The 25,750-nt window shown below is 46.0% G+C and carries 24 protein-coding genes; 18 read left to right on the top strand and 6 right to left on the bottom strand.

The annotated features are described in order from the left end of the window. Nucleotides 1-101 precede the first annotated feature (101 nt). The 9 genes from chlG to ICV89_RS07005 all read left to right on the top strand — a co-directional run bounded on the left by chlG (nt 102) and on the right by ICV89_RS07005 (nt 9,952). Complete coding sequence (chlG, locus tag ICV89_RS07045) at nt 102-980, top strand: chlorophyll synthase ChlG (RefSeq protein ID WP_215307716.1); 879 nt, start codon at nt 102-104, stop codon at nt 978-980. Between the two features lies 1 nt (nt 981). Next, nucleotides 982-2,310 (top strand): BCD family MFS transporter, encoded by a 1,329-nt coding sequence (locus tag ICV89_RS07040; protein ID WP_251370804.1) that lies wholly within the window; start codon nt 982-984, stop codon nt 2,308-2,310. Between the two features lie 5 nt (nt 2,311-2,315). After that, nucleotides 2,316-3,521 (top strand): geranylgeranyl diphosphate reductase, encoded by a 1,206-nt coding sequence (locus tag ICV89_RS07035; RefSeq protein ID WP_215307714.1) that lies wholly within the window; start codon nt 2,316-2,318, stop codon nt 3,519-3,521. Next, complete coding sequence (locus ICV89_RS07030) at nt 3,518-4,003, top strand: TspO/MBR family protein (protein ID WP_215307712.1); 486 nt, start codon at nt 3,518-3,520, stop codon at nt 4,001-4,003. Before ICV89_RS07035 ends, ICV89_RS07030 begins: the two co-directional genes overlap by 4 nt. Nucleotides 4,004-4,015: 12 nt before the next feature. Then, a complete protein-coding gene (gene hemA, locus ICV89_RS07025; RefSeq protein ID WP_215307711.1) occupies nt 4,016-5,317 on the top strand; it encodes a glutamyl-tRNA reductase in 1,302 nt (433 codons plus the stop codon). A gap of 6 nt (nt 5,318-5,323) precedes the next feature. After that, a complete protein-coding gene (dxs, locus tag ICV89_RS07020; protein WP_215307709.1) occupies nt 5,324-7,207 on the top strand; it encodes a 1-deoxy-D-xylulose-5-phosphate synthase in 1,884 nt (627 codons plus the stop codon). Then, nucleotides 7,185-8,432 carry a Coenzyme F420 hydrogenase/dehydrogenase, beta subunit C-terminal domain gene (locus ICV89_RS07015; RefSeq protein WP_251370803.1) on the top strand — a complete coding sequence of 416 codons (1,248 nt, stop codon included), beginning with the start codon at nt 7,185-7,187 and terminating at the stop codon, nt 8,430-8,432. Before dxs ends, ICV89_RS07015 begins: the two co-directional genes overlap by 23 nt. 124 nt (nt 8,433-8,556) lie before the next feature. Then, nucleotides 8,557-9,525 (top strand): B12-binding domain-containing protein, encoded by a 969-nt coding sequence (locus ICV89_RS07010; RefSeq protein WP_215307707.1) that lies wholly within the window; start codon nt 8,557-8,559, stop codon nt 9,523-9,525. 55 nt (nt 9,526-9,580) lie between these two features. After that, nucleotides 9,581-9,952, top strand: a complete 372-nt coding sequence (locus tag ICV89_RS07005; RefSeq protein WP_215307705.1) for a phosphate-starvation-inducible PsiE family protein — start codon at nt 9,581-9,583, stop codon at nt 9,950-9,952. Between the two features lie 27 nt (nt 9,953-9,979). Here the strand turns inward: ICV89_RS07005 and ICV89_RS07000 are convergent, their stop codons facing one another. Genes ICV89_RS07000 through ICV89_RS06980 form a run of 5 tightly spaced genes read right to left on the bottom strand, consistent with a single transcriptional unit; the run spans nt 9,980 to nt 15,518 of the window. Next, complete coding sequence (locus tag ICV89_RS07000) at nt 9,980-10,846, bottom strand: 23S rRNA (adenine(2030)-N(6))-methyltransferase RlmJ (protein ID WP_215307703.1); 867 nt, start codon at nt 10,844-10,846, stop codon at nt 9,980-9,982. A gap of 2 nt (nt 10,847-10,848) precedes the next feature. Continuing rightward, nucleotides 10,849-11,646 carry a phosphatase PAP2 family protein gene (locus ICV89_RS06995; protein WP_215307701.1) on the bottom strand — a complete coding sequence of 266 codons (798 nt, stop codon included), beginning with the start codon at nt 11,644-11,646 and terminating at the stop codon, nt 10,849-10,851. A 5-nt stretch (nt 11,647-11,651) separates the two neighbouring features. Next, on the bottom strand, nt 11,652-12,911 hold the full coding sequence (locus ICV89_RS06990; RefSeq protein WP_215307699.1) for a glycosyltransferase family 9 protein: 1,260 nt from the start codon (nt 12,909-12,911) through the stop codon (nt 11,652-11,654). An 18-nt stretch (nt 12,912-12,929) separates the two neighbouring features. Then, nucleotides 12,930-13,973 (bottom strand): lysylphosphatidylglycerol synthase transmembrane domain-containing protein, encoded by a 1,044-nt coding sequence (locus ICV89_RS06985; protein ID WP_215307697.1) that lies wholly within the window; start codon nt 13,971-13,973, stop codon nt 12,930-12,932. Between the two features lie 48 nt (nt 13,974-14,021). Further along, nucleotides 14,022-15,518: a glycosyltransferase family 39 protein gene (locus ICV89_RS06980; RefSeq protein ID WP_215307695.1), complete on the bottom strand. Its 1,497-nt coding sequence runs from the start codon at nt 15,516-15,518 to the stop codon at nt 14,022-14,024. A 3-nt stretch (nt 15,519-15,521) separates the two neighbouring features. Between ICV89_RS06980 and ICV89_RS06975 the strand changes: the two genes are divergently transcribed. Next, a complete protein-coding gene (locus tag ICV89_RS06975; protein ID WP_251370802.1) occupies nt 15,522-16,373 on the top strand; it encodes a DUF3047 domain-containing protein in 852 nt (283 codons plus the stop codon). Here the strand turns inward: ICV89_RS06975 and ICV89_RS06970 are convergent. Further along, nucleotides 16,366-18,663 (bottom strand): cation-translocating P-type ATPase, encoded by a 2,298-nt coding sequence (locus ICV89_RS06970; RefSeq protein WP_215307693.1) that lies wholly within the window; start codon nt 18,661-18,663, stop codon nt 16,366-16,368. The genes ICV89_RS06975 and ICV89_RS06970 overlap by 8 nt on opposite strands. Nucleotides 18,664-18,736: 73 nt before the next feature. On the opposite strand from ICV89_RS06970, the gene ICV89_RS06965 reads away from it, so the two are divergent. The 8 genes from ICV89_RS06965 (at nt 18,737) to ICV89_RS06930 (ending at nt 25,735) form a co-directional block, all read left to right on the top strand. After that, a complete protein-coding gene (locus ICV89_RS06965) occupies nt 18,737-18,931 on the top strand; it encodes a heavy-metal-associated domain-containing protein (protein ID WP_215307691.1) in 195 nt (64 codons plus the stop codon). A gap of 65 nt (nt 18,932-18,996) precedes the next feature. Further along, nucleotides 18,997-19,644, top strand: coding sequence for a DUF47 domain-containing protein (locus ICV89_RS06960; protein ID WP_215307690.1), 648 nt, complete (start codon nt 18,997-18,999; stop codon nt 19,642-19,644). Between the two features lie 80 nt (nt 19,645-19,724). Next, nucleotides 19,725-20,666: an anion permease gene (locus ICV89_RS06955; protein ID WP_371817890.1), complete on the top strand. Its 942-nt coding sequence runs from the start codon at nt 19,725-19,727 to the stop codon at nt 20,664-20,666. Nucleotides 20,667-20,807: 141 nt separating this feature from the next. Continuing rightward, nucleotides 20,808-21,896 carry an iron-sulfur cluster carrier protein ApbC gene (gene apbC / locus ICV89_RS06950; protein ID WP_215307686.1) on the top strand — a complete coding sequence of 363 codons (1,089 nt, stop codon included), beginning with the start codon at nt 20,808-20,810 and terminating at the stop codon, nt 21,894-21,896. A 6-nt stretch (nt 21,897-21,902) separates the two neighbouring features. After that, nucleotides 21,903-22,442, top strand: a complete 540-nt coding sequence (locus ICV89_RS06945; RefSeq protein ID WP_215307684.1) for a DUF3305 domain-containing protein — start codon at nt 21,903-21,905, stop codon at nt 22,440-22,442. Then, nucleotides 22,442-22,993: a DUF3306 domain-containing protein gene (locus tag ICV89_RS06940; protein ID WP_215307682.1), complete on the top strand. Its 552-nt coding sequence runs from the start codon at nt 22,442-22,444 to the stop codon at nt 22,991-22,993. The genes ICV89_RS06945 and ICV89_RS06940 overlap by 1 nt, the downstream gene beginning before the upstream one ends. A 10-nt stretch (nt 22,994-23,003) precedes the next feature. Further along, nucleotides 23,004-25,094: a 4Fe-4S dicluster domain-containing protein gene (locus ICV89_RS06935; RefSeq protein WP_215307680.1), complete on the top strand. Its 2,091-nt coding sequence runs from the start codon at nt 23,004-23,006 to the stop codon at nt 25,092-25,094. Continuing rightward, nucleotides 25,091-25,735, top strand: coding sequence for a molecular chaperone (locus ICV89_RS06930; RefSeq protein WP_215307678.1), 645 nt, complete (start codon nt 25,091-25,093; stop codon nt 25,733-25,735). Before ICV89_RS06935 ends, ICV89_RS06930 begins: the two co-directional genes overlap by 4 nt. Nucleotides 25,736-25,750: the final 15 nt, after the last annotated feature.

The following is a 25,750-nucleotide window of genomic DNA, read 5'->3' as shown; positions in this document are numbered from 1 at the left end:
CCCTTAAGTGATGATCTATAAGGGTTTTCACTTGTAAAAACAGGCAATAAAAATGTCAAATTTAATTGACACTTTTAAATGTCAATGACAAAATCATTTACATGAATCTGCCTGATCCTAAAGCAATTTTGACGCTTTTAAAGCCCATCACTTGGTTCCCGCCAATGTGGGCCTTTGCTTGTGGCTCTATCACTGGCAGTGAAAAAATTGCTGACAATTTACCGATTTTTCTTGTCGGATTGGCTCTCACTGGTCCGCTAGTTTGTGCTTCTAGTCAGGCGGTCAATGATTGGTTTGATCGACACGTAGATGCGATCAATGAACCTATGCGGCCAATACCTTCTGGTCGCATACCTGGTCGCTGGGGTTTATACATCGCGATCATTTGGTCTTTGATTTCTATCTGGGTTGGAAGTTACTTGGGTCCGATTGGATTCGCCGCAACCTTATTAGCCTTAGTGCTTGCCTGGCTCTACAGCATGCCACCGATCCGCTTTAAAAATAATGGCTGGCTTGGAAATCTTGCGTGCGGAATTAGTTACGAAGGTTTGGCATGGGTCACGGGTGCCACCTTGCTATCAGGCGGTCTAATGCCAAATAAACCATCGCTAATACTTGCCGGCCTTTATAGCGCAAGTGCTCACGGCATCATGACTTTGAATGACTTTAAAGCGATTGAGGGTGATCGGCAAATGGGTGTGCGCTCCTTACCCGTGCAACTCGGAGCCAAAAGAGCGGCGCAAGTTGCTGCAGCATTCATGTTGATTCCGCAGATAGTGGTGCTATGCCTGCTGCTATCTTGGAATAAGGAAATGTATGCCTTAGTCATTGGCCTACTGATCGTAGCGCAAGTAATTTTATTAAGAGGTTTTTTAAAGCGGCCCATAGAGAAAGCACTTTTTTATAGTGGCTTTGGAGTTCCTGTCTTAGTTACCGGAATGATGGTTTCTGCTTTTGCAGTAACAGGAATGGATGGCTAATATGAGCATAGCAATCAGTCAACCACTATTAAATCTCTCGACATTCGGATGGTTGAGTATCGTACGTATTGGGCTTGTTCAAGCTTGTATCGGCGCCATTGTGGTGATGACCACATCAACTCTAAATCGAATCATGGTAGTAGAGCTAGCCTTGCCAGCGAGTCTCCCAGGCTTCTTAGTGGCGATTCATTATTTTGTGCAAGTCATTCGTCCAAGAATGGGCTTTGAGTCCGATAGTGGGGCTAAGAAAACGCCTTGGATATTAGGTGGCATCACTTTATTGGCGATGGGTGGTTTTGGTGCTGCTATCGCGACAGCATTAATGGGAGTGCATCTTCTCTTAGGGATTGCCTCCGCCATTATTGCTTTCTTCTTTATTGGTGTTGGCGTCAGTATGAGCGGTACATCCCTGTTAGCTCTACTAGCTAAGGGTGTGAGCGACGAGCGTAGAGCAGCTGCTGCTACAACGGTATGGCTCATGATGATTTTTGGTTTTGCTATGACGAGCGGTATTGCTGGAAAATTTTTAGACCCATACGAGCCAGAAAAAGTGATCTTGATCTCCGGCGTCATCTCTCTTTCTGCTATGGCACTTTCTTTTGCAGCTCTGTTCAAGCTAGAAGGTCATGATCTACAAAATAGTAGAGCGAATATAGATAAAAAAGTCCCCTTCAAAAAAGCCCTGAGCGATATCTTGGCTGATCCAGATACCAAGCGATTTACGATCTTTATCTTTTTGTCGATGCTGGCATTTAGTGCCCAAGATTTGATTCTGGAGCCATTTGCAGGAATGATTTTTAAATATACCTTGGGTGAGACAACTAGCCTCTCAGGTATTCAGCATGCTGGTGTTTTGACCGGAATGTTATTAGTCGCCGTCTGTGGATCGAGTCGATTACGCAAATATTTTGGCTCGCTACGTTCATGGATGATTTACGGCTGTCTCGCATCCGCATTGGCCATGTTCGGATTGGTGCTCGCTGGTTTGCTAGAAGGTGATTGGCCATTAAAGCCTAATGTATTTCTGCTTGGATTAGCAAACGGCGCTTTTTCAATTGCGGCGATTGCCTCCATGATGCGATTAGCAGTAGTGGGTGGAGCCGGCAAAGAGGGTGTGCGCATCGGTCTTTGGGGTGGTGCGCAAGCCATTGCCTTTGGCTTGGGTGGATTAATTGGTGCTGGAGCTAGTGATTTAGCAAGATCCATTTTTACTAACCCTGCTTTTGCATACTCCAGCGTCTTTTTTATCGAAGCACTGTTGTTCGTTGTTTCAGCATATATGGCCTCTCTAGTTGAGAGAAAAAATAGCATTACGAGTCAAACGAGGTAAAGCGAATGGGAACAGAATTTATTTATGATGCGGTGGTGATCGGCGGCGGTCCGGCAGGAGCTACGGCAGCCCAAACCCTGGCTAAAAAAGGAAAGCAAGTTTTATTGCTGGATAAGCGAGGCAGGGTGAAACCCTGCGGTGGAGCTATTCCTCCGCGCTTAATCAAAGACTTTGAGATTCCCGATGAGCTGTTAGTTGCCAAGGCAAAATCAGCACGTATGGTTTCGCCTGTTGGCAAAGCAGTTGACATTCCGATTGATAATGGTTTTGTTGGCATGGTCGATCGAGCCCAATTCGATGAATGGCTGCGCAAGCGCGCTGTCGCTGCTGGAGCGACTCGAGAAGATGGCCTTTTTGAAAGCCTGACACGTGAAGGTCCACTTGCTCGTATTCATTACCGCACAAGAGGTGCGCGTGATGGTGATTCTGGTGCCATTAAAAGCGTTCTTACTAAAGCGGTAATTGGTGCTGATGGTGCTAAGTCTCAAGTTGGAAGAAGCGCTGGAGTAAAGGGTTGTGCTGAAGCCAATTACGTCTTTGCGTATCACGAAATTATTAAAACACCTCCAAACACCCCGCATCATTTTGATTCCACCCGATGTGATGTGGTGTATCAAAAGCCGATCTCACCCGATTTTTATGGCTGGGTATTTCCTCACGGGGATACGATCAGTATTGGTACTGGCAGTGCTGACAAAGGCTTCTCCTTGAGGAATGCCGTAGCTAAGCTGCGCTCAGATGTGGGTCTTGAGGGTGCAGAACTCATCCGCCATGAGGGCGCACCTTTACCAATGAAGCCTCTTAAAAAATGGGATGATGGACAGCAGGTTGTGTTGGCTGGTGATGCAGCAGGCGTGGTCGCGCCAGCATCTGGCGAGGGGATTTATTACGCCATGCTAGGTGGTCAGTTAGCAGGTGAGGCTGTATATGAATTTGTAGAGAGCAATGATCCCGCAAAGTTGCAGTTGGCTAGAAAGCGCTTTATGAAAGAGCATCGCATGACTTTCTGGGTTTTAGGGATCATGCAGTATTTCTGGTACACAACTGACAAGCGTCGCGAGAGTTTTGTCAAAATGTGTGAAGACAAGGACGTTCAGAAGCTGACCTTCGAGTCTTATATGAATAAAAAACTCGTGCGCAAAAAGCCTTTAGCTCATATCAAGATCTTCTTTAAAGATATGGGGCATTTATTGGGATTAGCTAAGGCATGAGAATTTTCTTTGAATGCAAGTACCTGCTGATGATTGCCGCATGGATGATCATTACTTCTGTTGCGGGTGGATTGGCGACAGAAATCGGGCCTTGGTATTTCTCATTAAAGCAGCCTGCATGGAAACCACCAGATTGGGCCTTTGGTTTGATCTGGACCATTATTTTCATACTATCAGCAGCGGCTTGGATGATTGCTTTTAACAATCGCCCAACAAGGTCGCAGAGAATTTCTTTGGTTGGGCTATTTGTGCTCAATAGCTTCCTCAATATACTCTGGAGCATCTTCTACTTTCGTATGCACCACCCAGATTGGTCTTTGATAGAAGCTGGTTTTCTGTGGCTATCAGTCTTAGGAATCATGGTGGTCATGTGGCCTATTCGCAAGTTAGCTGCCTTTTTAATGTTGCCCTATTTGATTTGGGTCACTATCGCGATGTGTTTGAACTGGGAGACTCTGGTTCTCAATCCGGGGGCTTATTAAATTATGGCCAGCATGAAACTACTCAATCTTGGTGTCAATCATCACACTGCTCCGATAGATATTCGAGAGAGTGTTGCTGTAGCTCCTGAGATTTTGCAAGATTCATTAATTGACTTGCGTAAGTACTTGCAGGGAAAAAACTCAAGTAGTAGTCCTGAGGTGGCAATTCTATCGACTTGCAACCGTATGGAAATTTACTGCGCTGCAAACGATATTGAGTATGCAGATAATGATTTTGAAAAAAGAGCCTTTGACTGGTTAGCAGCGCAAAATAATGTTCAAGGTAATGCACTGCGTCCCTATATTTACTCTGCAACATCAGCAGATGCTGTCAAGCATGCCTTTAGGGTGGGTAGTGGGCTAGATTCTATGGTGCTGGGAGAGACCCAAATTCTGGGGCAAATGAAGAAGGCAATTGACTGCGCTAATCAAGTAGGAACTGTTGGCGCATATCTAAAGCCATTATTTGATAAGACTTTCTCTGTAGCTAAAGTGGTTCGTGGCAACACACAAATTGGTGCTCACTCAGTATCAATGGCTGGCGCCTCAATCAAACTGGTTCAGCGTATTTTTGGCGATATCAATGGATGTAATGTGCTGTTCATCGGCGCAGGAGAAATGATTGGTCTTTGTGCAAGTCATTTTGCGGGCAAGAAGCCCAAAAAGATTGCGATTTCTAATCGTACGGTGGATAGGGGTAGTGAATTAATCAAAGCCTTCGCTGATCAAAATTTAGTAACTGAAGCATTCCCCTTGCACGAGTTAGCCCAGCACCTACATGAATACGATGTAGTGGTATCTTGCACAGCAAGTTCATTGCCCATTATCGGTCTAGGTATGGTTAAAACGGCCTTGAAGGCAAGACAGTTTCGCCCCATGGTCTTAATAGACCTAGCAGTTCCAAGAGACTTTGAGTCTGAGATTAAGAGTGTAAAAGATGCCTATTTATATTCTATCGATGACCTGGGCGAGATTGTGAGTGCAGGCAAAGCCAATCGCACAGAATCTGTTCATGAGGCAGAGAAAATCATTGAAAAGGGAGTGATTGAGTTTTATCAAGCCTTAGAAAAAAGAGCAGTAGTGCCCATCATTAAATCCATTCAGGATGTGGGTGAGCGGTATCAAAAAATTGAACTGGAAAAAGCAGGCAGAAGAATTGCCAAAGGAGAAGATCCCATGATTGTTCTTTCTCAAATGGCTAGCGCACTAGCCAACAAATTTATGCACGCCCCAATTTGTGCGCTTCAGAATTCTAGCCATGAAAATCTGGAAGATTTCAAGAAGATTATTTCGACAATCTATACGTCAAAGTAAATTACTATGCTCAAGGTCACCAATCTTCTCGAGACGATTACTAGCCCTGCTGATTTGAGGGCCTATGAATCTAATCAGCTCCCTCAAATAGCTCAAGAATTACGCAGCTTTATTCTCAATTCTGTTTCTAGTACTGGCGGACATTTATCTTCTAATCTTGGAACGGTAGAGCTAGCTATTGCCCTGCATTACGTATTTGATACCCCTCATGACCGAATGATTTGGGATGTAGGCCATCAAAGCTATGCCCATAAAGTATTGACGGGGCGACGTGAGGGAATGTCTACTCTGCGTCAATACGGTGGCATCTCAGGATTTCCAAAGCGAAGCGAGAGCGAGTATGACGCTTTCGGAACTGCACATTCTTCAACGAGTATTTCAGCTGCACTGGGAATGGCTGTAGCAGCGAAGACTAAAAATGAAAAGCGCAGCGTGGTGGCTATTATTGGTGATGGCGCTATGAGTGCTGGTATGGCGTTTGAAGCCATGAACAATGCTGGCGTCAATAAAAAAGTGCCTTTGATAGTCATACTCAATGACAATGAGATGTCGATTTCACCAGCAGTTGGAGCACTCAATCGATATTTAGTCAAACTCATTTCAGGCTCGATGTATGCGGCAACCAAAAGAGGTATCGATAAGGTGCTATCTGTTGCTCCCCCAATACGAGAGTTTGCAAAAAGACTCGAGGGTCATGCAAAAGGCATGGTTGGTCCAGCCACGATCTTTGAGGAATTTGGATTTGATTACTACGGCCCGATTGATGGACATAATTTAGATGTATTAATTCCTACTCTAGAAAACATCAAACATCTTGCTCAAACTGAGGGGCCCCAGTTTCTTCATATCATTACGAAAAAAGGTAAAGGTTATTCTAGGGCGGAAGAGGATCCCATTCTTTATCATGGACCAGGTAAATTTGATGCAAGCGTAGGGATTCAAGCAGGCAAAGCAAGTAAGAAAACCTTTACTCAAGTATTTGGTGAATGGTTGTGCGATATGGGGGCTGCTGATGAGCGACTGATTGCGATTACGCCAGCCATGCGTGAGGGTTCTGGATTAAATGAGTTTGAGGCGCGCTTCCCAGATCGCTACTTTGATGTTGGAATTGCAGAGCAGCATGCTGTTACCTTTGCCGCTGGAATTGCCTGTGAAGGCTTAAAGCCAGTAGTTGCGATTTACTCCACCTTTTTACAGCGCGGCTATGATCAGCTAATTCACGATGTCACCTTGCAGAACCTCCCGATTGTTTTTGCGATTGATCGCGCTGGTATTGTTGGTGCAGATGGTGCAACGCATGCTGGTGCATTTGATATTGCCTTCTTACGTTGCCTGCCAAACTTAGTTCTGATGACCCCTTCGAATGAGCAAGAATGCCGTGCAATGTTAAGCACTGCTTATAGGCATGATGGCCCAGCAGCTGTCCGCTACCCACGTGGTTCCGGAGTTGGAACTCCAGTTGAATCTTCATTAGATACGCTACCCATCGGTAAGGGCAGAATAGTCCGCAGCATTAGTCATGAAGCGCCTCCAAAGAAAAAAATCGCTTTCATCTGCTTTGGACCAATCTTATATTCCGCCTTAGACGTAGCAGAAGAGATTAATGCGACTGTAGTAGACATGCGCTTTGTTAAGCCGCTTGATGAAGAGTTACTTCTGACTATTGCCCAGTCTCACGACGCTCTGGTCTTGATTGAAGATAGCGCAATTCAGGGGGGTGCTGGAAGTGCTTGCCTTGAGGTGTTGTCTAACAAGAATATTCAAATAGAAACCCTCCAACTTGGATTGCCTGATGAGTATGTAGAGCACGGCGATGTCAATCTGCTATTAGATCATTACGGACTCTCTGCTCAAAAGATAAAGCAGAGTGTTATTTCTAGATTTGGATAAAGCATTGGTAGGAAATGATTTAACTCAAGATCTTCCCTATCGGGACTTATGCACTGATTGTGGAGTGTCACGCACCTCAACTCCCAAGCGCTGCGCTACTGCTTGCCAATTTATTCAACCTGATTACCCAAAATACGAACTATCAGCTCATGGGAGAGAGCGGAAGCTAGAAAACTCGGATGAGGTATTTTTTGGCGCCTATCTCCACATGTTTAGGGCTCGACTAATTAACCCATTGCCTGGTGCGCAATGGACAGGGATTATTAGTAGGCTATGTGAGGTTCTGTTGGAGAGAGGGGAAATAGATGCTGTCATTACCATGCGTTCTGACCCCAAGGATCGCTGGAAGCCAAGCCCAGTAATCGTCACTAAAGCAGAAGATATGGCTCAGTGTCGAGGTATGAAGATGGGCTATGCACCTATCATTCAGTATCTTGAGCAGGCAAGAGAGTTAGGATATAAAAAAGTAGCGATGGTGGGAATACCGTGCCAAGTCTATGCTGCAAGAGCATTGGAAAAAGAACTTGGATTTGAGAGGCTGCTTATCATCGGGTCTCCTTGCTCTGACAACACAACCACAGAAAACTTCCATCAGTTTTTAGGCCTGCTGAGTCCCAATCCCGAAGATATTACGTATTTAGAATTTAGAGCCGACTACCATGTTGAATTGAGATTTAAAAATGGTGAAGTACAAGAGATTCCTTTTTTAAAGTTGCCCCTCAGTACTTTGCCCGCAGATTTTTTTCCGACGACTTGTAAAACCTGCGTTGATTACGTCAACTCCCTATCGGATATCACGGTGGGGTATATGGCAGGCACGGGAGAGCAATGGATTATTGTTCGCAATCCAAAAGGTCAAGAGCTCGTAAACCTCCTTTCTACCGAGCTATCGCTTGAGCCAGTGAGTTCCGCTGGCAATCGTTTAGGTCCCGTTAAAGGCTTTATGAAAAATGTGGAGCTTGCTGCAGGTGGCTTGCCATTACAGCGGATGCCAAACTTCATGCGAAGTATTTTTGCCTGGGTAATGCCGAGATTTGGGCCTCGCGGGCTCGAGTTTGCTAAAGCAAGGGTAGAGATGAAGGCAATTGAATCGGTGATTCAATTACGTAATGTTGCTCCGCACAAAATAAAAAACATGGTGCCTAAAGCCACCTGGGTTCTACTTGAAAAATATGAAATACGACCTTCTAGTGATGAAAAAAGGGCGTCTAGGGAAAGTACTTAAGATATTTCATTTGAGTATCCCTAAAAATGAGCCTATAAAGTAAACATTCCCATTTATAGGCTCTTAGGCAGTCACGGCGATCTCAAGTAATGACTTGAGACTGTGACCAGATCAAGTGATGTTCATGAATTTATCCAGACTAGTGAGCATCGCTAAATCTAAAAAGAGATCTAGCCAAGACGACTCCAACCCTAACCGGAGCTCCACTCCCAGTAAGTCCGATAGTATTTGGGAGGACTGCTTGGTTTCAAATGCACCCTCAAAAGCTACATTTGAAAAAAACGATACTCCACATCCATTAGAAAAAGCCTGTACGGAAGAGGAATATCTTGAGTCGCTAGTCAAGACGATTGAAAATAATATCTTGCCGTTGATAGTTGAGCAGCATCTCGAGACATCAATTTCCTCTGCTTTAAAGGCTCCTCCTGTCGACCTTATTCCGCAACAATCGGTGAACGAGTTAACACTATTAGTGTTGCAAGAGGATGCGAAAACCTCTGTGAAGTACGTCAAAGATATCCATGCTTCTGGTGTTAGTCTGGAAAATATCTATCTGCTCTTATTGACCCCTGTCGCTAGAAAATTGGGCGAAATGTGGGAGGAAGATGAGTCTAGTTTTACCGACGTCACGATTGCACTTTGGCGTATCAAGCAGCTCATGTATGACTTAAGCCCCATTTTTCAGCAGTATGCAGAGCAAAATAAAACCGGATCTAGCATCATGCTTGTTCCTTTGCCAGGCTCACAACATAACTTAGGCTTATTTATGGTCTCTGAATTCTTCGCCAAAGCCGGCTGGAGAATATGGGGTGAGTTGGCTGCAACTCAAGAGGACATTGTTTCCATGGCGCAGACAGAGTGGTTTGATGTGATCGGCCTTTCTGCAAGTGTTCGCGAGCAGTTCCCACAGTTAAAAGACCTGATTCAAGAGATTAAGCTCAAATCAAAAAACCCACGTGTTGGCCTGATTGTTGGCAGCCCTGTCTTCAATCAATGCCCAGAGTTGGTAGATGAATTGGGTGCTGATATGGTTGGGTTTGATGCAGCAGATGCCTTGGAAAAGGCGACTTATTATGTTGAGCGATTACGCTAGCTGTAGTTTAGTGTGGATACATTTTTCTGATATCGATGACTAAGGTACTCATAGTATGAAAATTTACGATTGGATTACTGCAGCCGAAAAAGGAATCTTAATTCTTATTGCATTTTTTACTATTTTTAGTGTCGGTATAGAGATGTATGCCGTTCTTCTAAACGGAAAAATTGCCTTAACCGATCTATTGTTGATGTTCATTTATGCCGAGGTACTAGGTATGGTGGCAGCTTTTTATAAGTACAACAAGATCCCAATCACTATTCCAATCTTCATTGCCATTACAGCCCTCTGCAGGCTCATTATTTTGCAGGGCAAGGGAATTAGTACGGTTGACTTGATATATGAGAGTGGGGCGGTATTGTTGCTAGCTCTTTCGGCGATCATTATTAAAAAAGCCATGAGCACTAAAGATACAGAGGTATAAATCTCTTAATTAATGCCGGCTGATAGCTTAGGCCTCAAAACTCTTTAATAAAAATAATGCCCCGCTATCTTGTCCAAGCGCCTTAACAAGAATGGGCAAGCTTTCAGATAGCTGCTTTTCTAGAGTCCACGGTGGATTAATGATGAACATGCCGCTAGCCTGCAGTCGGCGCTCCTTTGGAGCATTCTCAACCCGCAGCTCAACTTGCAACCAAGAACGTTTATGGCTTGCAGCAATCTTTTTCATATGATCCGGCAGGGAGGCTGATTCTCTTCTGGAGAGGCATGGATACCAGATTGCGTAACATCCAGTAGCGAAACGATGTAAAGCCTCTTCCATCGCCGTTTCGAGATAACGATAGTCTTGCTTATCCTCATAAGAGGGATCAATTAATACCAGCCCACGCCTACTAGGTGGTGGCATTAAGCCTTTCAGTCTTGTAAAGCTATCTTCCGCATAAATGTCGACTTGTTTTGATTGCTTGAGTTGGCTGATATTATGGCGCAGGATATCAATTTCTTTGGGGTGTAACTCAAAGAGCTTCAGTCGATCTTGTGCTCTCAGCAAATGCGCCAGGATAAATGGAGAGCCGGGATAGACGGCAATCTCATTAGTATTATTTTCGGAACGAATGTGTTCGAGATAACTAGCTATCCCAGAACTTATCGAATTACCCTCTGCAAATTTAGCCAAGCGATAAATGCCTTGATCAGCTTCTTTGCTGACAGTGGCAAAGCCATCGGTCAGACTATAGATACCAGCACCAGCATGCGTATCAACAATCGTCAAAGCTCCAGGCTTTTCTTGTAGATATTCAACTAAATGAATCATCACGAGATGCTTCAGAATATCAGCATGACTGCCCGCATGAAAAGCGTGGCGATAACTAAACATCTTTATATGGCCTTGGGTTTTTGCGCTTTAATAAACAAAGCTAAAGTAATGCCAATTAATGTCACACATGCATATTGCAATGACTGATTAAGCTCTGAATCTAAGGTTTGCGTCAGGAGAATATAGATAGTTACAAGTCCGCCCAGAGCAAGTAAGCGCGGCCCGATCTGATTAGGCGCCATCTGTTTTTCTGGAATCAACCTAGCCAATATTGCTCCTAGCATTCCAGACCACAGTCCAATAGCGCAACCTGCTAGAACATCAGTAAGCCAGTGAGCACCCAGCGCATTGCGAGAGATGCCCGCAAAACCGGCAATGAGGAAGATCCACCACAAAGAGGCTCTTTTATCTCGATCGCTAGCAAAGTAGATTCCAGAAACTACCGCAAAAGCAGTCAGGGTATGACCGGAGGGCATCGCTTTTTGCAATAGAGGTTCGCCGATGCGATAAAAGTCTTCTAAAGCAAGTACCCCAGCAGGACGAGGAAGGGCTAAAAAAGGCTTGATGATTTGACTGATAGCGCCGCCAATCAAGGATGCCAAAAGTCCGGCACTCAGTAATCGAGGCGCTAATAGCAAGAGGGGGAAACACAGTGCAAAGATCCCCCAGCCATTACCAATAAAAGTGAGCCATGCCCATAAAGTATCTGGAAGTAACTGGGTATACCGATTAATAAATAAAAATGTTGGAGTTTGTAATTCACCAAAGTAAATGGCGATTGCTAGACTTAGCGGCAGAAGCGGGATACACCAAACCCAAATTGATGCAATTGCTAAAGCCGATTTGTGCTGCTCAGCCATGCGACTTAACGTCCTCGCTCTTGATCGGCTTCATTTAATTGATGCACCATCTTTTCTAGTACCTGAGCAACCGTAATAGCTTGCATGCAGACATTGTCATGGCAGGGTGTTTTGCGATGATTGGCTGCACTAACGCACGGTGAACATGCCAGATTAGCTGTAATGGCAATTGATTTACCAATAGAGCCATAAAGCGCTGGCGTTTCTGGTCCGAAGAGGACAACTGTCCGCAATGGAGTGACGGCAGAGAAGTGGCCAGGCCCAGAATCATTCGTTACCATCACATCAGACAGGGTGTAGAGCGGTGGTAATTCTGCAAAGCTCACCTGGCCTGCAAAGTTCAGGGCATTTTTAACATTGGCAACTGCACGAACTTTTTCAACATAGGCAAATTCAGCTGGGGAGCCAGTGATCAGAATAAGATCATTTGGATAGCGTTGATTTAATCCCTGAATCAGCTCAGAAAAACGCTGTTGAGCCCAGCGCCTTTGTGGCAACAGATCACTAGCGTTGGGGTTGACCAAAATGAGGCGTTGCTCGCCTTGCTTAAACGCAATGTTAAATGTTGCGCTCAGTTTCTCAATGCGCTCACGAACTTTGCTTAATACTGCTGGATCAATTACCGCTTGCTCTAAATGAACTTCTGAATCTGCAATATGTATTTTGCTGAATGGAACTTCAATTTCTTGAGCAAATGCCGCATGAATCAGAGAGAGAAAATTCTTAGTAATATGAATATGCGGGTTGTAATGAACTTTACGTGTCAGCATAAATCCGCGCCATAAACCTTCACCATGAAAGATGTGATAACCCACACGACGGCGTGCACCACACAAGCCAGTTAACAGGGCGGTAAAACGAGAAAATAATTCCAAGTCAATGACGGTATCGATACGGTGCTTGCGGGCTACTAGTAAAAATTGAAGCGTATCTTTAATTAAGCCGCCTAGGCTAGAGGAATCAATCGTAAAGACATTCTCAGGTTTTACTGTGTTTAACAAAGTCAGGCTGGCACGATTATTTTTAAAGATCAGGAAAAATAATTCAGCGCCACGAGCTTGTGCATTACGCATGGCAGGATCCACTAAGATTGCGCTACCCATTTCGGATAACTCAATAAAGAGTAATTTGCGGGGTGCTTCTGGGCTGCGAGAAAAGATATTCTTCACGCCATCAATCAAAGCAACTACTGGGCTTGCTATTGCGCAAAGTGGTACGCCGACCCAGTGGTCAATTGCACGCATGGTGTTGACGCTAATACTCATAGTGGGGCTCTAAAAGAATTATTTCCGTTTTAATAAAAAGTAAGCGCCAGGTAATACCGATAGGACGGTAATGGCACCATAACTAATGGATGCTAATACTGTCATGGACGGACTCACGCCCCACAATGCCAGTACAGAAGAGAGTGTAGCTTCACGCAAGCCCCAGCCAGAGATGCTGATGGGTAGCATCAATAAAAGACTCAAGGCAGGTAGGCCAATCATGAGGGCTTCAATCGGCGCATCAACTCCATAAGCCTTGAGGCAGAAGAGCAGCGTCAAAATAGTGAGAGAGTGAATACCAATTGCAAATGCAGCTTGAGCCACATTCATGGGCCAAGAAAAAGCGAGCTTAATACCCGGCAGGGCATGATTCATTTGTACACGGTCTAGTAATTTTTGCAACAAATGACAGCTAGGTCCCCATGCCAAAATAGCCGCAAGCAATAAACCCGCTACCACCATCATGCTGGTGACTGCATAACCTAAATCAGTGCCCCAAGCGGCTAAGGTCGCGCCACCCAAAATGAGGCCAAGTCCGCCCAGTAAATTATTCCCCGCTAAGCCCAGCAAGCGATCCACCAATACCATGGAAAAACTCAGGCGTAGTTTAGGGGTTGCGTGCTCTAGGTCAACCGAATGATGTAGCTCTTCATTCAGTTCCTTTGCCTCAATCAACTTACCACTACTATTTAAGTGGGTTGCGGTAATGGCGCGATAACTATCGCCACCCAGCGTACTGGGTAAGCCTTGATTAATGAGTCCGCCAGCAAAGTAGAGTGAGACAAAATTGGCGAGGCTGCCTTGAAAGCCGACCTTGCGCATCAAAAATCCCCAGCGTAGTCCGCCACAGATAAACGCTGAGATCATGGTTAATCCAGCAGCCAAAAACCACCATGGCTGCATCTGAATATCTGAATCTAATATGGCGTGCCAATCAATTCCGCTGGTAGCTTTCCAGAGAAGGGCGATCGATAACAAAATACGAATCGTGGGCCATGCCCGCTTCAGGATTGCTTTCCACCCAGATGTGGCTTTGGGGGTGGCTTGGGGTTGTGCACTCATAGGCATAAGGATAATGCCTATGGCTCCTAAGGTCTTGAATTTGGGGAATTAACGCACTGCGCCAGCATCTCGCCAGTTTCGGCAGAGGCTGTAGTCAAATTTAGATAAAACTTGCCCAAATCGAATAATTTCTAGCTGGTCAAGGTGTTCACAGACTTCAAAGGCCCGATTTCCACCTACGGGTGGGCTAAAAGCCATTCCCGACCAGTTAATTAGTAAGACGTTTGCGCCGACCGGCAATTGTCCAAACCAAAGGTCAAACTGATCCTGTCTTTGGTCTAGTACAAAAACCGGAAGATCTTGGGCGTACCAGGCAGTACGACTGCCCAATGTCCAGTTTTGCACTGCTATCCCATTGACGTTTATCGCCTGCGCTAATTGAGCAGCTTTTTGGCCAGCAAGCTTCCAGCCATAGAGGTCGGCAATAGGGTTTGATTTCACAGCTGAGTTAGTAAGGCCTCCAGCCAAAACAAAACCAAAACCAAGCAAGCAAATCAATAACTGCCCAAGAAGCAATATCCGAATTGCCACACGATGTTGTATGGCCCATGCCTTAGCTAGACCGATACCGGCAAATGGTGCCAGACAAAACCAGGCAGGGGTAGTCCAGTGGGGCAGGCCGCCGCCTCCAGATAGTGCAGCAAAAATCACAAAGGGAATTGCGAAGAAACTGAGTAGGGTAATCAGAACCCACTTCTGTGAGTGGAGGCAATCCCTCAGAAAAGTATAGGCACCCAAAAGTAAGAGGGGGCCAAAGCAGGCAATCTGAATACCTAAAAAGGTCCCGACTCTTCGCCAAGCCCAAGTGCCGCCACTGCCATGAGCAATTTGATATTTGAATGAGATCCAATCGTTGACCCAATTCCAATAGAGTACGGGGCTAATCACAATCAAGGCAATTGCTGCTGCAAGCCAAAAACCAGCTTTAGTAATCCAGACTTTTTTGGGTGAAGCTAAAAATACGAAGAGCAAAGCAAATGCAGTAAATGCGGCGGTGTACTTACTTAGACCTGCCAAGCCCAGTATCAAGCCGGTAATGATCCAGTCCTCAATAGTGAAGTGATCTTTTCTACTCCAACGTAAGGCCATTAACATCAAGCCTAAACTTAAGGGGGCAAGCAGGGTGTCGGGCAAGAGACCGATTGCTAAAACGTGGGGCAATGGCGCTACGATGATGGCCAAGACAGCCATCAGTCCACACAGGTTTGCGGAGGGAAGTGCGGTAGTTAAATAACCCGCATTACGCCCTTGTATCAAGTGGTGAATTTCTAGGGTCACTCGATATACCAAGAAAGCGGAGAGCACCCAGAGCAACTCCGGAATCAAGCGAATGATTCCTTCGGATGAAGTCAGGCTCACAAGCGGCCACTGGATCCAGCCAACTAGTGGTGGATGATCAAAATAACTCCAGGCAAGATGTTTTGCATATAAAGCGTAGTGCGCTTCATCGACGGAAAACTCGATCGAAAAACCAAGCGCAAAATGTACTAGCGTAGCAATGCAAATGCTGAGGACAGCCCAGCTTGAAGGTGATTGGTGACGCATGTCATGATTTTAGACTTAAGTAAGCCATTCTTTGGGACAATTGATGCTATGCCAAGTAAAACCTGTTTTCGATCCCATTTGCTTTTAATCATCCTAGCCATCTCTTTAGGAGGCTGTGCAGGTTTGACTGGAAACTCTATTGAGAATGAGGCAGGGCAGGCATTTAATGCGGATCAATTACCAGCTCAAGAGGATTTACCTAAGTTCTCTGCTGAGAAGCCGCGTGATGGCATGCCAGATGGTTGGCATTTCTATCGCATCGCACCCTATAAAAAGAACACCATTTACCGACTGGAGAAATACCAAGGTCGTACCGTGCTAGCTGCTAACTCTAAAACATCAGCATCTGGTCTCGCGGTAAAACTTCGTCCCCGCTCAGCACAGAACTTATGGTTGCAATGGGAATGGAAGGCAGTAGGTGCAATACCCCAAGCAGACAATACAGATAGTCAGCATGACGATGCACCACTGCGTATCTTAGTAGCCTTTGATGGTAATAAATCCAAACTTCCCCTCAAGGAAAAACTCACCTTTGAGATGGCCAACTTGATTAGTGGTCAAGAAATGCCTTACGCCACAGTGATGTACATCTGGTCGGGTAAGAATTCAGTCAATACAGTTTTGAACAATGCCCATACCTCTCGTGTAAAGATGATTGTGGTGGATTCTGGTTGGGATAGTCTGGGCGAGTGGCGCAAGCATGAGCGGGATTTAGCGGCGGACTACAAGTTGGCTTATGGAGAGGTGCCAGGTAATGTCATTGGTATTGCACTGCTGACGGATACCGACAATACAAAATCAGAAACCCGTGCCCTGTACGGAGATATCGAGTTACTGCGTAAGAATTCTAAATAGCTGATAGGTTATTGGGGCGCCAGCGCTTTAAGAGTAGGGCATTACTCAACACGCAAAAACTGGAGAGCGCCATTGCACTCCCAGCCAGCATAGGTGATAGATAGCCTAAGGCTGCCATCGGTATACCAATCGTATTAAACGCAAACGCCCAAAATAAATTTTGAGCAATCTTATTCCAAGTTTTTTTAGAGATATCAATTGCATCAGCAACCAAAGTAGGGTCGCCACGCATTAGTGTGATTCCAGCGGCTTGCATGGCTACATCAGTCCCGGTAGACATCGCCATGCCCACATCCGCCATCGCCAATGCTGGCGCATCATTGACGCCATCACCAATCATCGCAACATACTGTTTCTGAGCTGCAGGTGGATTTTGTAGCTGATGAATCATTTGCGCTTTATCGCTCGGCATAATTTGTGCAAAGACTTCATCAATACCGATTATTTTTCCCACGCGAGTAGCGGCGGATACATTATCGCCCGATAGCATCACCGTCCGAATATGTAATGTATGCAATGCGTCGACCGCTGATTTTGCATTTACTTTCAGTTCATCTCCAAAAGCAATGACAGCAATTGGTGAAGGTGCGCCATTACTTTCGCTACCTAAGCTCATCAGTACAGAAACAGTTTGACCCTGTTCAAAATACGCCTGTGCTTTTTGCAAAACGAGATTGTGCTGACTACTGCCCTCAAGCGAGGCTAGGCTCTGCAAACGCAGTGTTTGACCTGCAAAAGGACCGCTACTCGGAATGCCTTCAATCCCAATACCAGGCAAGCCTTTACTAAACGAAGTGGTAATCGGCGCGATGCCTTTTTCATTGGATGAAACTAGTAATGCCTTTGCCAAAGGATGTTCGCTTCCCAATTGCAAGCCTGCAGCAGTGGCGAGGATCTGATCGGCATCGGCAAGTGATGCATCTAAAGGTAGTAGTGCGAGCATGCGTGGCTTGCCTATCGTTAATGTGCCGGTCTTATCAAAGGCAACGATATTGAGCTTATGCGCCAACTCTAATACTTGCGGATCCTTAATTAAAATGCCGAAACGTGCGGCTATGCCAGTACCTGCCATGATTGCAGCTGGAGTGGCTAAGCCAAGCGCACAAGGACAAGCGATCACTAAGACCGATACGGCGCGCAAGATAGCAGTGGAGATGGAGTCTAAGTAAAGCCAGTTGCCTAGGCCAGTTAAGAGCGCAAGCACAATGACGGTGGGCACAAATATCGCGCTCACCTGATCAACTAACTTTTGAATCGGCGCTTTTTGTGTTTGCGCCTCCTCTACCAAGTTAATAATTTGTGAGAGTACGCTTTCAACACCAACAGCTTGCGCCATTACTACTAGTGCACCTTCACCATTTAAGGCGCCCCCAATGACTTTTGATTCAATTGATTTCTTAACGGGTTTGCTTTCGCCGGTGAGCAGGGATTCATCAACGTGGCTGCTACCCAAAATAATGACGCCATCTACCGGAATGCGTTCACCGGGAAGTATGAAGACTTTATCGCTAGGTAGCACTTGTTCTAGTGGTAAGTCGCGATATTGATCGGCGCTAATACCTGCATTCCCCTGTAGCTCAACATCCGCGTTTAAAACTTTGGCATGCTCTGGCCAGAGTTTTTGCAGGGCGCGAATCGCTTCACTGGTTTGTTGCTTGGCTCGTGCCTCCAACCATTTGCCTAATAAGACCATGCAGATGATGACTGCAGATCCCTCGAAGTAAAGTTCATGTGCATGGTTTGAAGTGAGCAAAATATACAGACTGAGCCCATAAGCAGCGCTAGTACCTAAGGCAACCAATAAGTCCATATTGCCCGCGCCAGCCATTAAGGATTTATAGCCTGCGACATAGAAACGCCATCCCAAAATGAATTGGACTGGTGTTGCCAAAGCGAGTTGCCACCATCCTGATAAAGACCAATGATTACCAAAAGGCATAAAGAACATCGGCAAGAAGAGGGGTGCTGACAGTGCAAAACTCAGAACCACGCGGCCTAAACCATCGGCAGCCCAAAATGGCTTGCTAATTTTCTGATCCGGATTACCTCGAATGGAACTTTCTTTAGCTTCGTAGCCTGTCTTTTTAACAAGCGCGATGATGTCCTCTAGGCTTGAGGAACCCCGCCGAACGCGAATTCTTGCCTGCTCGGTCGCTAAATTGACGCTTGCTGCCTCAACCCCAGGAATCTTGTCTAAAGCCTTTTCTACTCTGCCAACACAGGAAGCACAGGTCATCCCGCCGATGTCGAGGGTATAAAACTCTGAATTTGGGGATTCTGTAGTGCTCATGTAGAAGATAATCTACCGCATGGTGAAAAAAAGCCATTAACTACTGTATTTTGATTGTTTTGAAAGGGTAGCCATGTTTACGCTCAAGGTTTCAGGAATGACTTGTGGTGGTTGCGTCAACGCAGTCACTCGTGCTGTGCAAGCCCAAGATCCCCAGGCTCAGGTTCAGGTGGACCTGGCGACACAGTTGGTCACATTAGAAACGACCCTCTCCCCAGAATTAGCCTCGGGGCTTATAACAGATGCCGGGTTTCCTATAGTGAATTAAGGCATTGTTTAGAATATTTGCAAGTTACTCAATCTCAGTCGTTTGTTTCTATAGGATCGTGAATTATGTTCTTCAGTAAGTTAATGCCTCACGATGGCAATTTCTTTGAATTATTCAACGAACATGCTGCCCATATCGTTGCAGCATCCGAATCTTTCCTAAAATTCATTGAACATTACAACGATGAAGCATTGCGTGCTCAATACACGCAAGAGGTTGATAGTGCAGAACACGCCTGTGATGATGTGGTTAAAGAGGTGCATCGCCGCCTTCATAAGACCTTCATTACTCCAATCGATCGCGATCAAATTTTTGATCTCATCAATACCATGGACGATGTGGCTGATTTAATTCAGAACGGTACAGAAGCCATGCATCTTTACAACGTGAAGCAAATGACGGATGAGATGCTGCATATGGCTCAGCTTTGCAACCAATGCTGTATAGGCGTCAAAAATGCTGTTGGTATGCTCAAAGACATATCAGAGCCAGAAGTTGCAAAGGCTGCACTCAAGACCTGTGACGAGATCGATCATTTGGAATCTGGTGCAGATCGCCTGCTCTCAACTGCGATCACTAAATTATTTCGGGAAGATATCGAAGTGCGTGAGCTCATTAAGCTGCAGCGTATTTATGAGCTGCTTGAGGAAGTGACTGATAAATGTGAAGACGTTGCCAACTTGGTTGAAGGCATTGTTCTTGAAAATTCCTAAGGTTAAATAAGTTGACCACAATAGAAGTCGCATTTTGGGTGGTAGCGCTTTTAGTAGCGCTAGCTTTGGCATTCGATTTCATGAATGGATTTCATGATGCCGCTAACTCGATTGCCACCGTCGTCTCTACTGGAGTTCTGAAGCCTCAGCAGGCAGTGCTCTTTGCCGCTTTCTTTAATTTCCTTGCTATTTTCATTTTTCATCTTAGTGTTGCTGCTACCGTGGGCAAGGGAATTGTTCATCCAGCTGCAGTAGATTTGCATGTGATCTTTGGAGCCCTAGTGGGCGCCATCATCTGGAATGTAATTACTTGGTATTACGGCATTCCTTCCAGCTCTTCCCATGCATTGATTGGTGGGCTGGTTGGAGCGGCTCTACCTAAGGCTGGTGTTGATGGCTTGGTATGGTCAGGAATTATCAAGACGGTTTCATTCATCTTTATTTCGCCGCTGGTGGGATTCTTATTGGGCTCATTAACGATGTTGTTGGTAGCCTGGGTTTGTCGCAATGCCAACCTATCAAAAACAGATCGCTGGTTTAGGCGTTTACAGTTAGTGTCTGCAGGTGCTTATAGTTTGGGCCATGGTGGCAACGATGCCCAGAAGACTATCGGCATCATTTGGTTGCTGCTGATCATTACCGGTTACGCAGAGTCGAGTAACAGCATGCCACCTACCTGGACTATTATTTCTTGCTACGTTGCGATTGCAATGGGCACGATGTTTGGTGGTTGGCGCATTGTGAAAACCATGGGCCAGAAGCTGACCAAGCTCAAACCTGTTGGCGGCTTTTGCGCTGAGACTGGTGGAGCAATCACTTTATTCATGGCAACTGCATTGGGGGTACCGGTATCTACTACCCACACAATTACTGGGGCTATTGTTGGCGTCGGCTCCACCCAGCGCGCAAGTGCAGTTCGCTGGGGAGTCGCTGGCAATATCGTTTGGGCCTGGATCTTCACCATTCCAGCCACTGCCGTGATGTCTATGGCGGTGTATTACATCAGCCTCCTCATTTTTTGAGTAACGATAACGAGCCTCTGAGCTCGTTTTAAGCAATTTTTTGCATGTGCGGTTAATCTAGCCGCTATTCCATTATTTGTAATAGAACTCAATAAACAATTGAGCCTCCCTTTAGTGGGAAGTTTTTCTTAGGAGAAGTCGGTGGTACTTACTATAGAGACTGTGCAAGCTGCACTAAAAGGTCTGATTGACCCTAATACCCAAATTGATTTTGTAACATCGAAGAGTGTGAAAAATTTACGCGTTGATGGCGGTGATGTTAGCTTGGATATTGTTTTAGGCTATCCAGCAAAAAGTCAATTTGATGTGATTCGTAAATCGGTGATTGCCGTGCTCCGTGAATTACCTGATGTTAAAAACGTCAGCGTCAATGTGAGCAGTCAAATCGTTGCCCATTCTGTTCAGCGTGGCGTCAAACTATTACCTAATGTAAAAAACATTATTGCTGTAGCCAGTGGCAAGGGTGGGGTCGGAAAGTCGACTACCGCCGTGAATATTGCTTTAGCTTTGGCCGCTGAAGGTGCACAAGTAGGCATGTTGGATGCGGATATCTATGGACCAAGCCAGCCGATGATGTTGGGTATTACCGGTAGACCAGAATCCATTGAAGAAAACACCATGGAGCCAATGGAAGGTCATGGCCTTCAAGCGAGCTCAATTGGTTTTTTGATCGATAACGATGCCCCTATGGTTTGGCGAGGCCCTATGGTGACCTCTGCCTTAGAGCAGTTGCTGCGTCAAACCCGTTGGCGCGATCTCGATTATTTAATTGTGGATATGCCTCCTGGTACCGGCGATATTCAACTAACGCTTGCTCAGAAGGTGCCTGTTACAGGTGCGGTGATTGTGACTACACCACAAGACATTGCATTGCTAGATGCGCGCAAGGGCTTAAAGATGTTTGAGAAGGTTGGGGTGCCGATTGTGGGCATCATCGAAAATATGAGTACGTATGTCTGCCCAAGTTGCGGTCATGAAGAGCATGTGTTCGGTACTGGCGGTGGCCAAAAGATGTGCCAAGAATATGGCGCAGACTTTTTGGGCTCATTGCCCTTGAACTTATCGATACGTGAGCAGGCGGATGCGGGTCGTCCAACCGTAGTCGCAGATCCTGATGGCGCTATTAGCGAAATTTATAAAACGATTGCAAGACGAGTCGCCATCAAAGTGGCAGCACTGTCTAAGGATATGAGTAATAAATTTCCAAACATTGTGGTTCAAAACACCTAAGGCCTTATGCGTTTTGCTGTGATCATGCGCAAGCAGTTTGTTGATAACCCGTGGATTTCATATCGGTGGGTACCTCATGAGGTGTTGCCGGATTTTGGGCAGTTCACCAATATACCCAGTGTCGAGAACAAATTCGTGGGGCAGTTTTTAGGGCGCGATGAGCAAGGTGAGTCTTGGTTATTTACTGGCTACGAACTCAAGCTCTTCCCAGATGAGGGTGAAGGCTACTACCTTAATCTTTCAGCTATTGAACCGTGTTGGTTTGTAATGTGGCGCCTAGAGGAAGATATTGAGCGCTATATTGATGCCCAGTCTATTGAGCTAGCTAAATCGGAAACGTCGATTGCAGTTCCGCACCGCATTTGCGTCAGCTACAACGAAGCAGGGCGTTTATTGGATGGTGGCGAGTCAGTGGATAGCGTGCCACTTTCTTCAGAGCATGCCTCTTGGTTGCAAGAGTATGTCAATGAGCATTACCGTCCTGAGCCCAAGAAGCGACATCGCCCTGAGTCTTTCAAAGGCGCTAATCGTGGGGTAGAAGATTAATGGCCGGCGGATTTCTGGGCCGTTGGTCACGTCTGAAGGCTGGTGAGCAGTTAGAGCCTGAAAAAAAACCAGTCGAGCAGACCACGCAAGCGTTAACAGCTAAGCCTGAAGTGCAGCAAGCTTCTGCAGACACACCCCCACCAGCAACTTTGGACGATGTCGAGAAGATCGATCGTTTTGCACCTGACTTTTCTGCCTTTATGAAGCCAGATGTAGATCCAGCAGTTCAGCAAGCTGCCATGAAGAAGATGTTCTCGGACCCGCACTTCAACATCATGGATGGCCTGGACATTTACATTGATGACTACTCCAAACCCGATCCCATTCCCTTGGAAATGCTCAAGCGCATGGTGCAATCGGACATGCTCAACATTTTCCGCAAGGATGGCGACGAGGAAGCTGACGATGCGAAAACTGTTGCCAAGGTGCCGCCTGAGCCAGTAGAACAGGCTTTACCCCTAAGTGCTCAGACTGATTTAACATCCACACCAACGACTATTCAGGAAGTAGGGGATAAAGACCCCTTGCCCGTGGATAAAAAAACCAGTTAAGAAGAAATCAATGAGTCAAAAATTAGTCTGTAATTGCAACGGAACTATGCCCTTGGATGGCAAGGCCTTGGGCCTCACCATGCACACCTCCTTATGTAGGCAGGAAGTGGGTTCAGTGATGAAGGCATTTGATGGTAGCGATGCCATCGTGATTGCGTGCACTCAAGAAAGCGCATTATTTAGTGAGCTAGCCGAACAATCAGCCAAGCCTTTGGTTGCGCCATTGCGTTTCGTCAATATTCGTGAGGTAGCAGGTTGGACACAAGAAGCTAAAGCTTCCACCCCAAAGATCGCCGCGCTCTTAGCTTTAGCTGAGATGCCGCAAGCAGAGCCCGTGCCGGTCGTTAATTATGAAAGCCAAGGGCGCTTACTGGTTGTTGGTCCTGGTAAGCAAGCTTTACCTTGGGCCGAAAAGCTGAGCGATTCTCTTGAGGTCTCTGTTTTATGTACCGAACCGGGTGCACTCCCCATCGCCAGAAACTTTCCGATTTATACCGGTAGCCCTATTAAGCTAGATGGTTATCTAGGGAATTTCACGGTAGATTGGGATTTGCAAAACCCCATTGATCCAGAGATGTGTACCCGCTGTGGGGCCTGCGTTGAGGTTTGCCCTGAAGGCGCAATTGATGACGCATTTCAGATTGATCTAGATAAATGCAAATCGCATCGTGCATGTATTACGGCCTGTGCTGGTATCGGTGCGATCAATTTTGATCGAGTAGAGCGTCAGCGCAGTGCTGAGTTTGATTTGATTATGGATCTGCGTGTTGATCCGCAGATGCGCATGAGTCAGACGCCAAAAGGTTACTTTGCTCCCGGAAATGATCCCTTAGAGCAAGCATTGGTTGCCACCCAACTATTAGGTTTGGTTGGTGAGTTTGAAAAGCCAAAGTACTTTGTCTATAACGAAAAGATTTGTGCGCATGGCCGTAATGGCAAAGTTGGGTGCAATGCTTGTATCGATGTTTGCTCTACAGGCGCTATATCTTCTGTGTTTAAGAATGGACAGGGTACTGTAGAAGTCAATCCAAATTTGTGTATGGGTTGTGGAGCTTGCTCGACAGTCTGCCCATCCGGCGCAATGCGCTACAACTACCCAAGCGTGCCCCATCAAGGTAAAGAGATTAAAACTCTCGCCAATGTCTTTGCCCTCGAGAGTGCCAAGACTAAACAAGCGCAAGCACCTGCTTTGCTATTGCATACACTTCAAGCTGGAAGCCAAGCTTTAGATTCTCTGGGACGTATGGCGCACTTGAGACCAAAGCAGTTTGAAGGATTGCCATCTTTTGTATTGCCTTATGGCATTGAGCACATTGCTTCTACCGGGTTGGATTTATGGCTGGGTGCGCTCAGTTATGGTTTTGGCGAAGTGATTCTGCTGCTGACAGGCGATGAGGATCCTGCTTATCGTGCCGCACTAGAAACGCAAACCGATTTAGGGAACGCCATTCTGGCTGCTTATGGATTTGATGCCAGGTTCTCGTTAATACAACTCAAGTCCGCAGAGGATTTGCAGCCAGCATCTATTGCTATGGGCAAGCTTCGTCAGCGCGGCGCTCTGCAAGCTATTTGTTCGCCGGCCAGTTTTGGTTTGGGGAATCAGAAGCGCGAAACAATCGAGATGGTCTTAGAGCATTTGCAAAAGCAAGCCAAAACACCACTTCCAGAAGCTGGAGCAGTCTTGCCAAAGTCATCCTTCTTGGGTGGACTCAATATAAATAAGGACGCTTGCACACTTTGCATGTCTTGTGTAGGCAGTTGCCCTGAGGGCGCGCTATTGGATAACCTGGATGAGCCGAAGCTTTCTTTTATCGAAAAGCACTGCGTTCAATGTGGTATCTGCGTTCAAACCTGCCCCGAGCACGCCTTAGCCTTATCGCCACGCTTGCTTTCAGTGGAGCAGCGCAAGGAAAAGGTTGAGCTGAATGAAACCGAACCCTTTCACTGTATTAGCTGTGGAAAGGTTTTTGGAACCTCCAAGATGGTCGATTTGATGCTCTCCAAGTTGGGTGCTCATGGGGCATTTGCTGGCGCCGCATTAGAGAGACTCAAGATGTGCAGTGATTGTCGTGTAGTTGACATGGTGAATAAAGAACAATGAGTGAAAAGACACAAGAAGGTACCGTAACCACGGTTGGGGACGAGGGTTTGCCAGAGGATCTGGCTCGTGCTGATCTATATGGTTTGATTGCCCGACTTTTTCATCAAGCGCCAGATCAGGAATTGCTGAATCAAATTGCCGCCTCCATTCCTGATGGAGAAGAGATTCAGGCAGAAGATGCTCCGCTGGCGAAGGTTTGGCATAGCGTAGTTGAGGTTGCTAAAAATAATCCCGCTCAGGCCTGGCACGAGGAGTTTGACCTGAACTTCATTAGCGTGGGGCGACCCAACATTATTCTAAATGGCTCTTTTTACATGGCTGGCCATTTAAATGAAAAACCTTTAGTCGAGATCCGTCGATCTCTTCAGACTTTTGGTTTGGAATCTGCGGAAGAAGTTACAGAAACTGAGGACCATATTTCAGCCTTGTGTGAGGTCATGAGGTACCTCATTGCAGGGGATGACGTAGAGATTTCAAACCTTACAAATCAAAGGGTTTTTTTCAATAGCCATATTCGCCCTTGGTATGACGAACTCTGCGATGCAATAGAAGATATCCCAGAGATGCATCTCTACCATCCAGTAGCTGCCTTGACTCGGGAGTTTCTTGCGATTGAAGGACAAAGCTTCGACATGATTTAAATTTTGTAGTGCATT

The organism is Polynucleobacter sp. Adler-ghost, from assembly GCF_018688495.1.
Lineage (GTDB): Bacteria > Pseudomonadota > Gammaproteobacteria > Burkholderiales > Burkholderiaceae > Polynucleobacter.
Note: the sequence above shows the minus strand (reverse complement) of the source record. Positions and strands in the feature narration are given on the sequence as shown.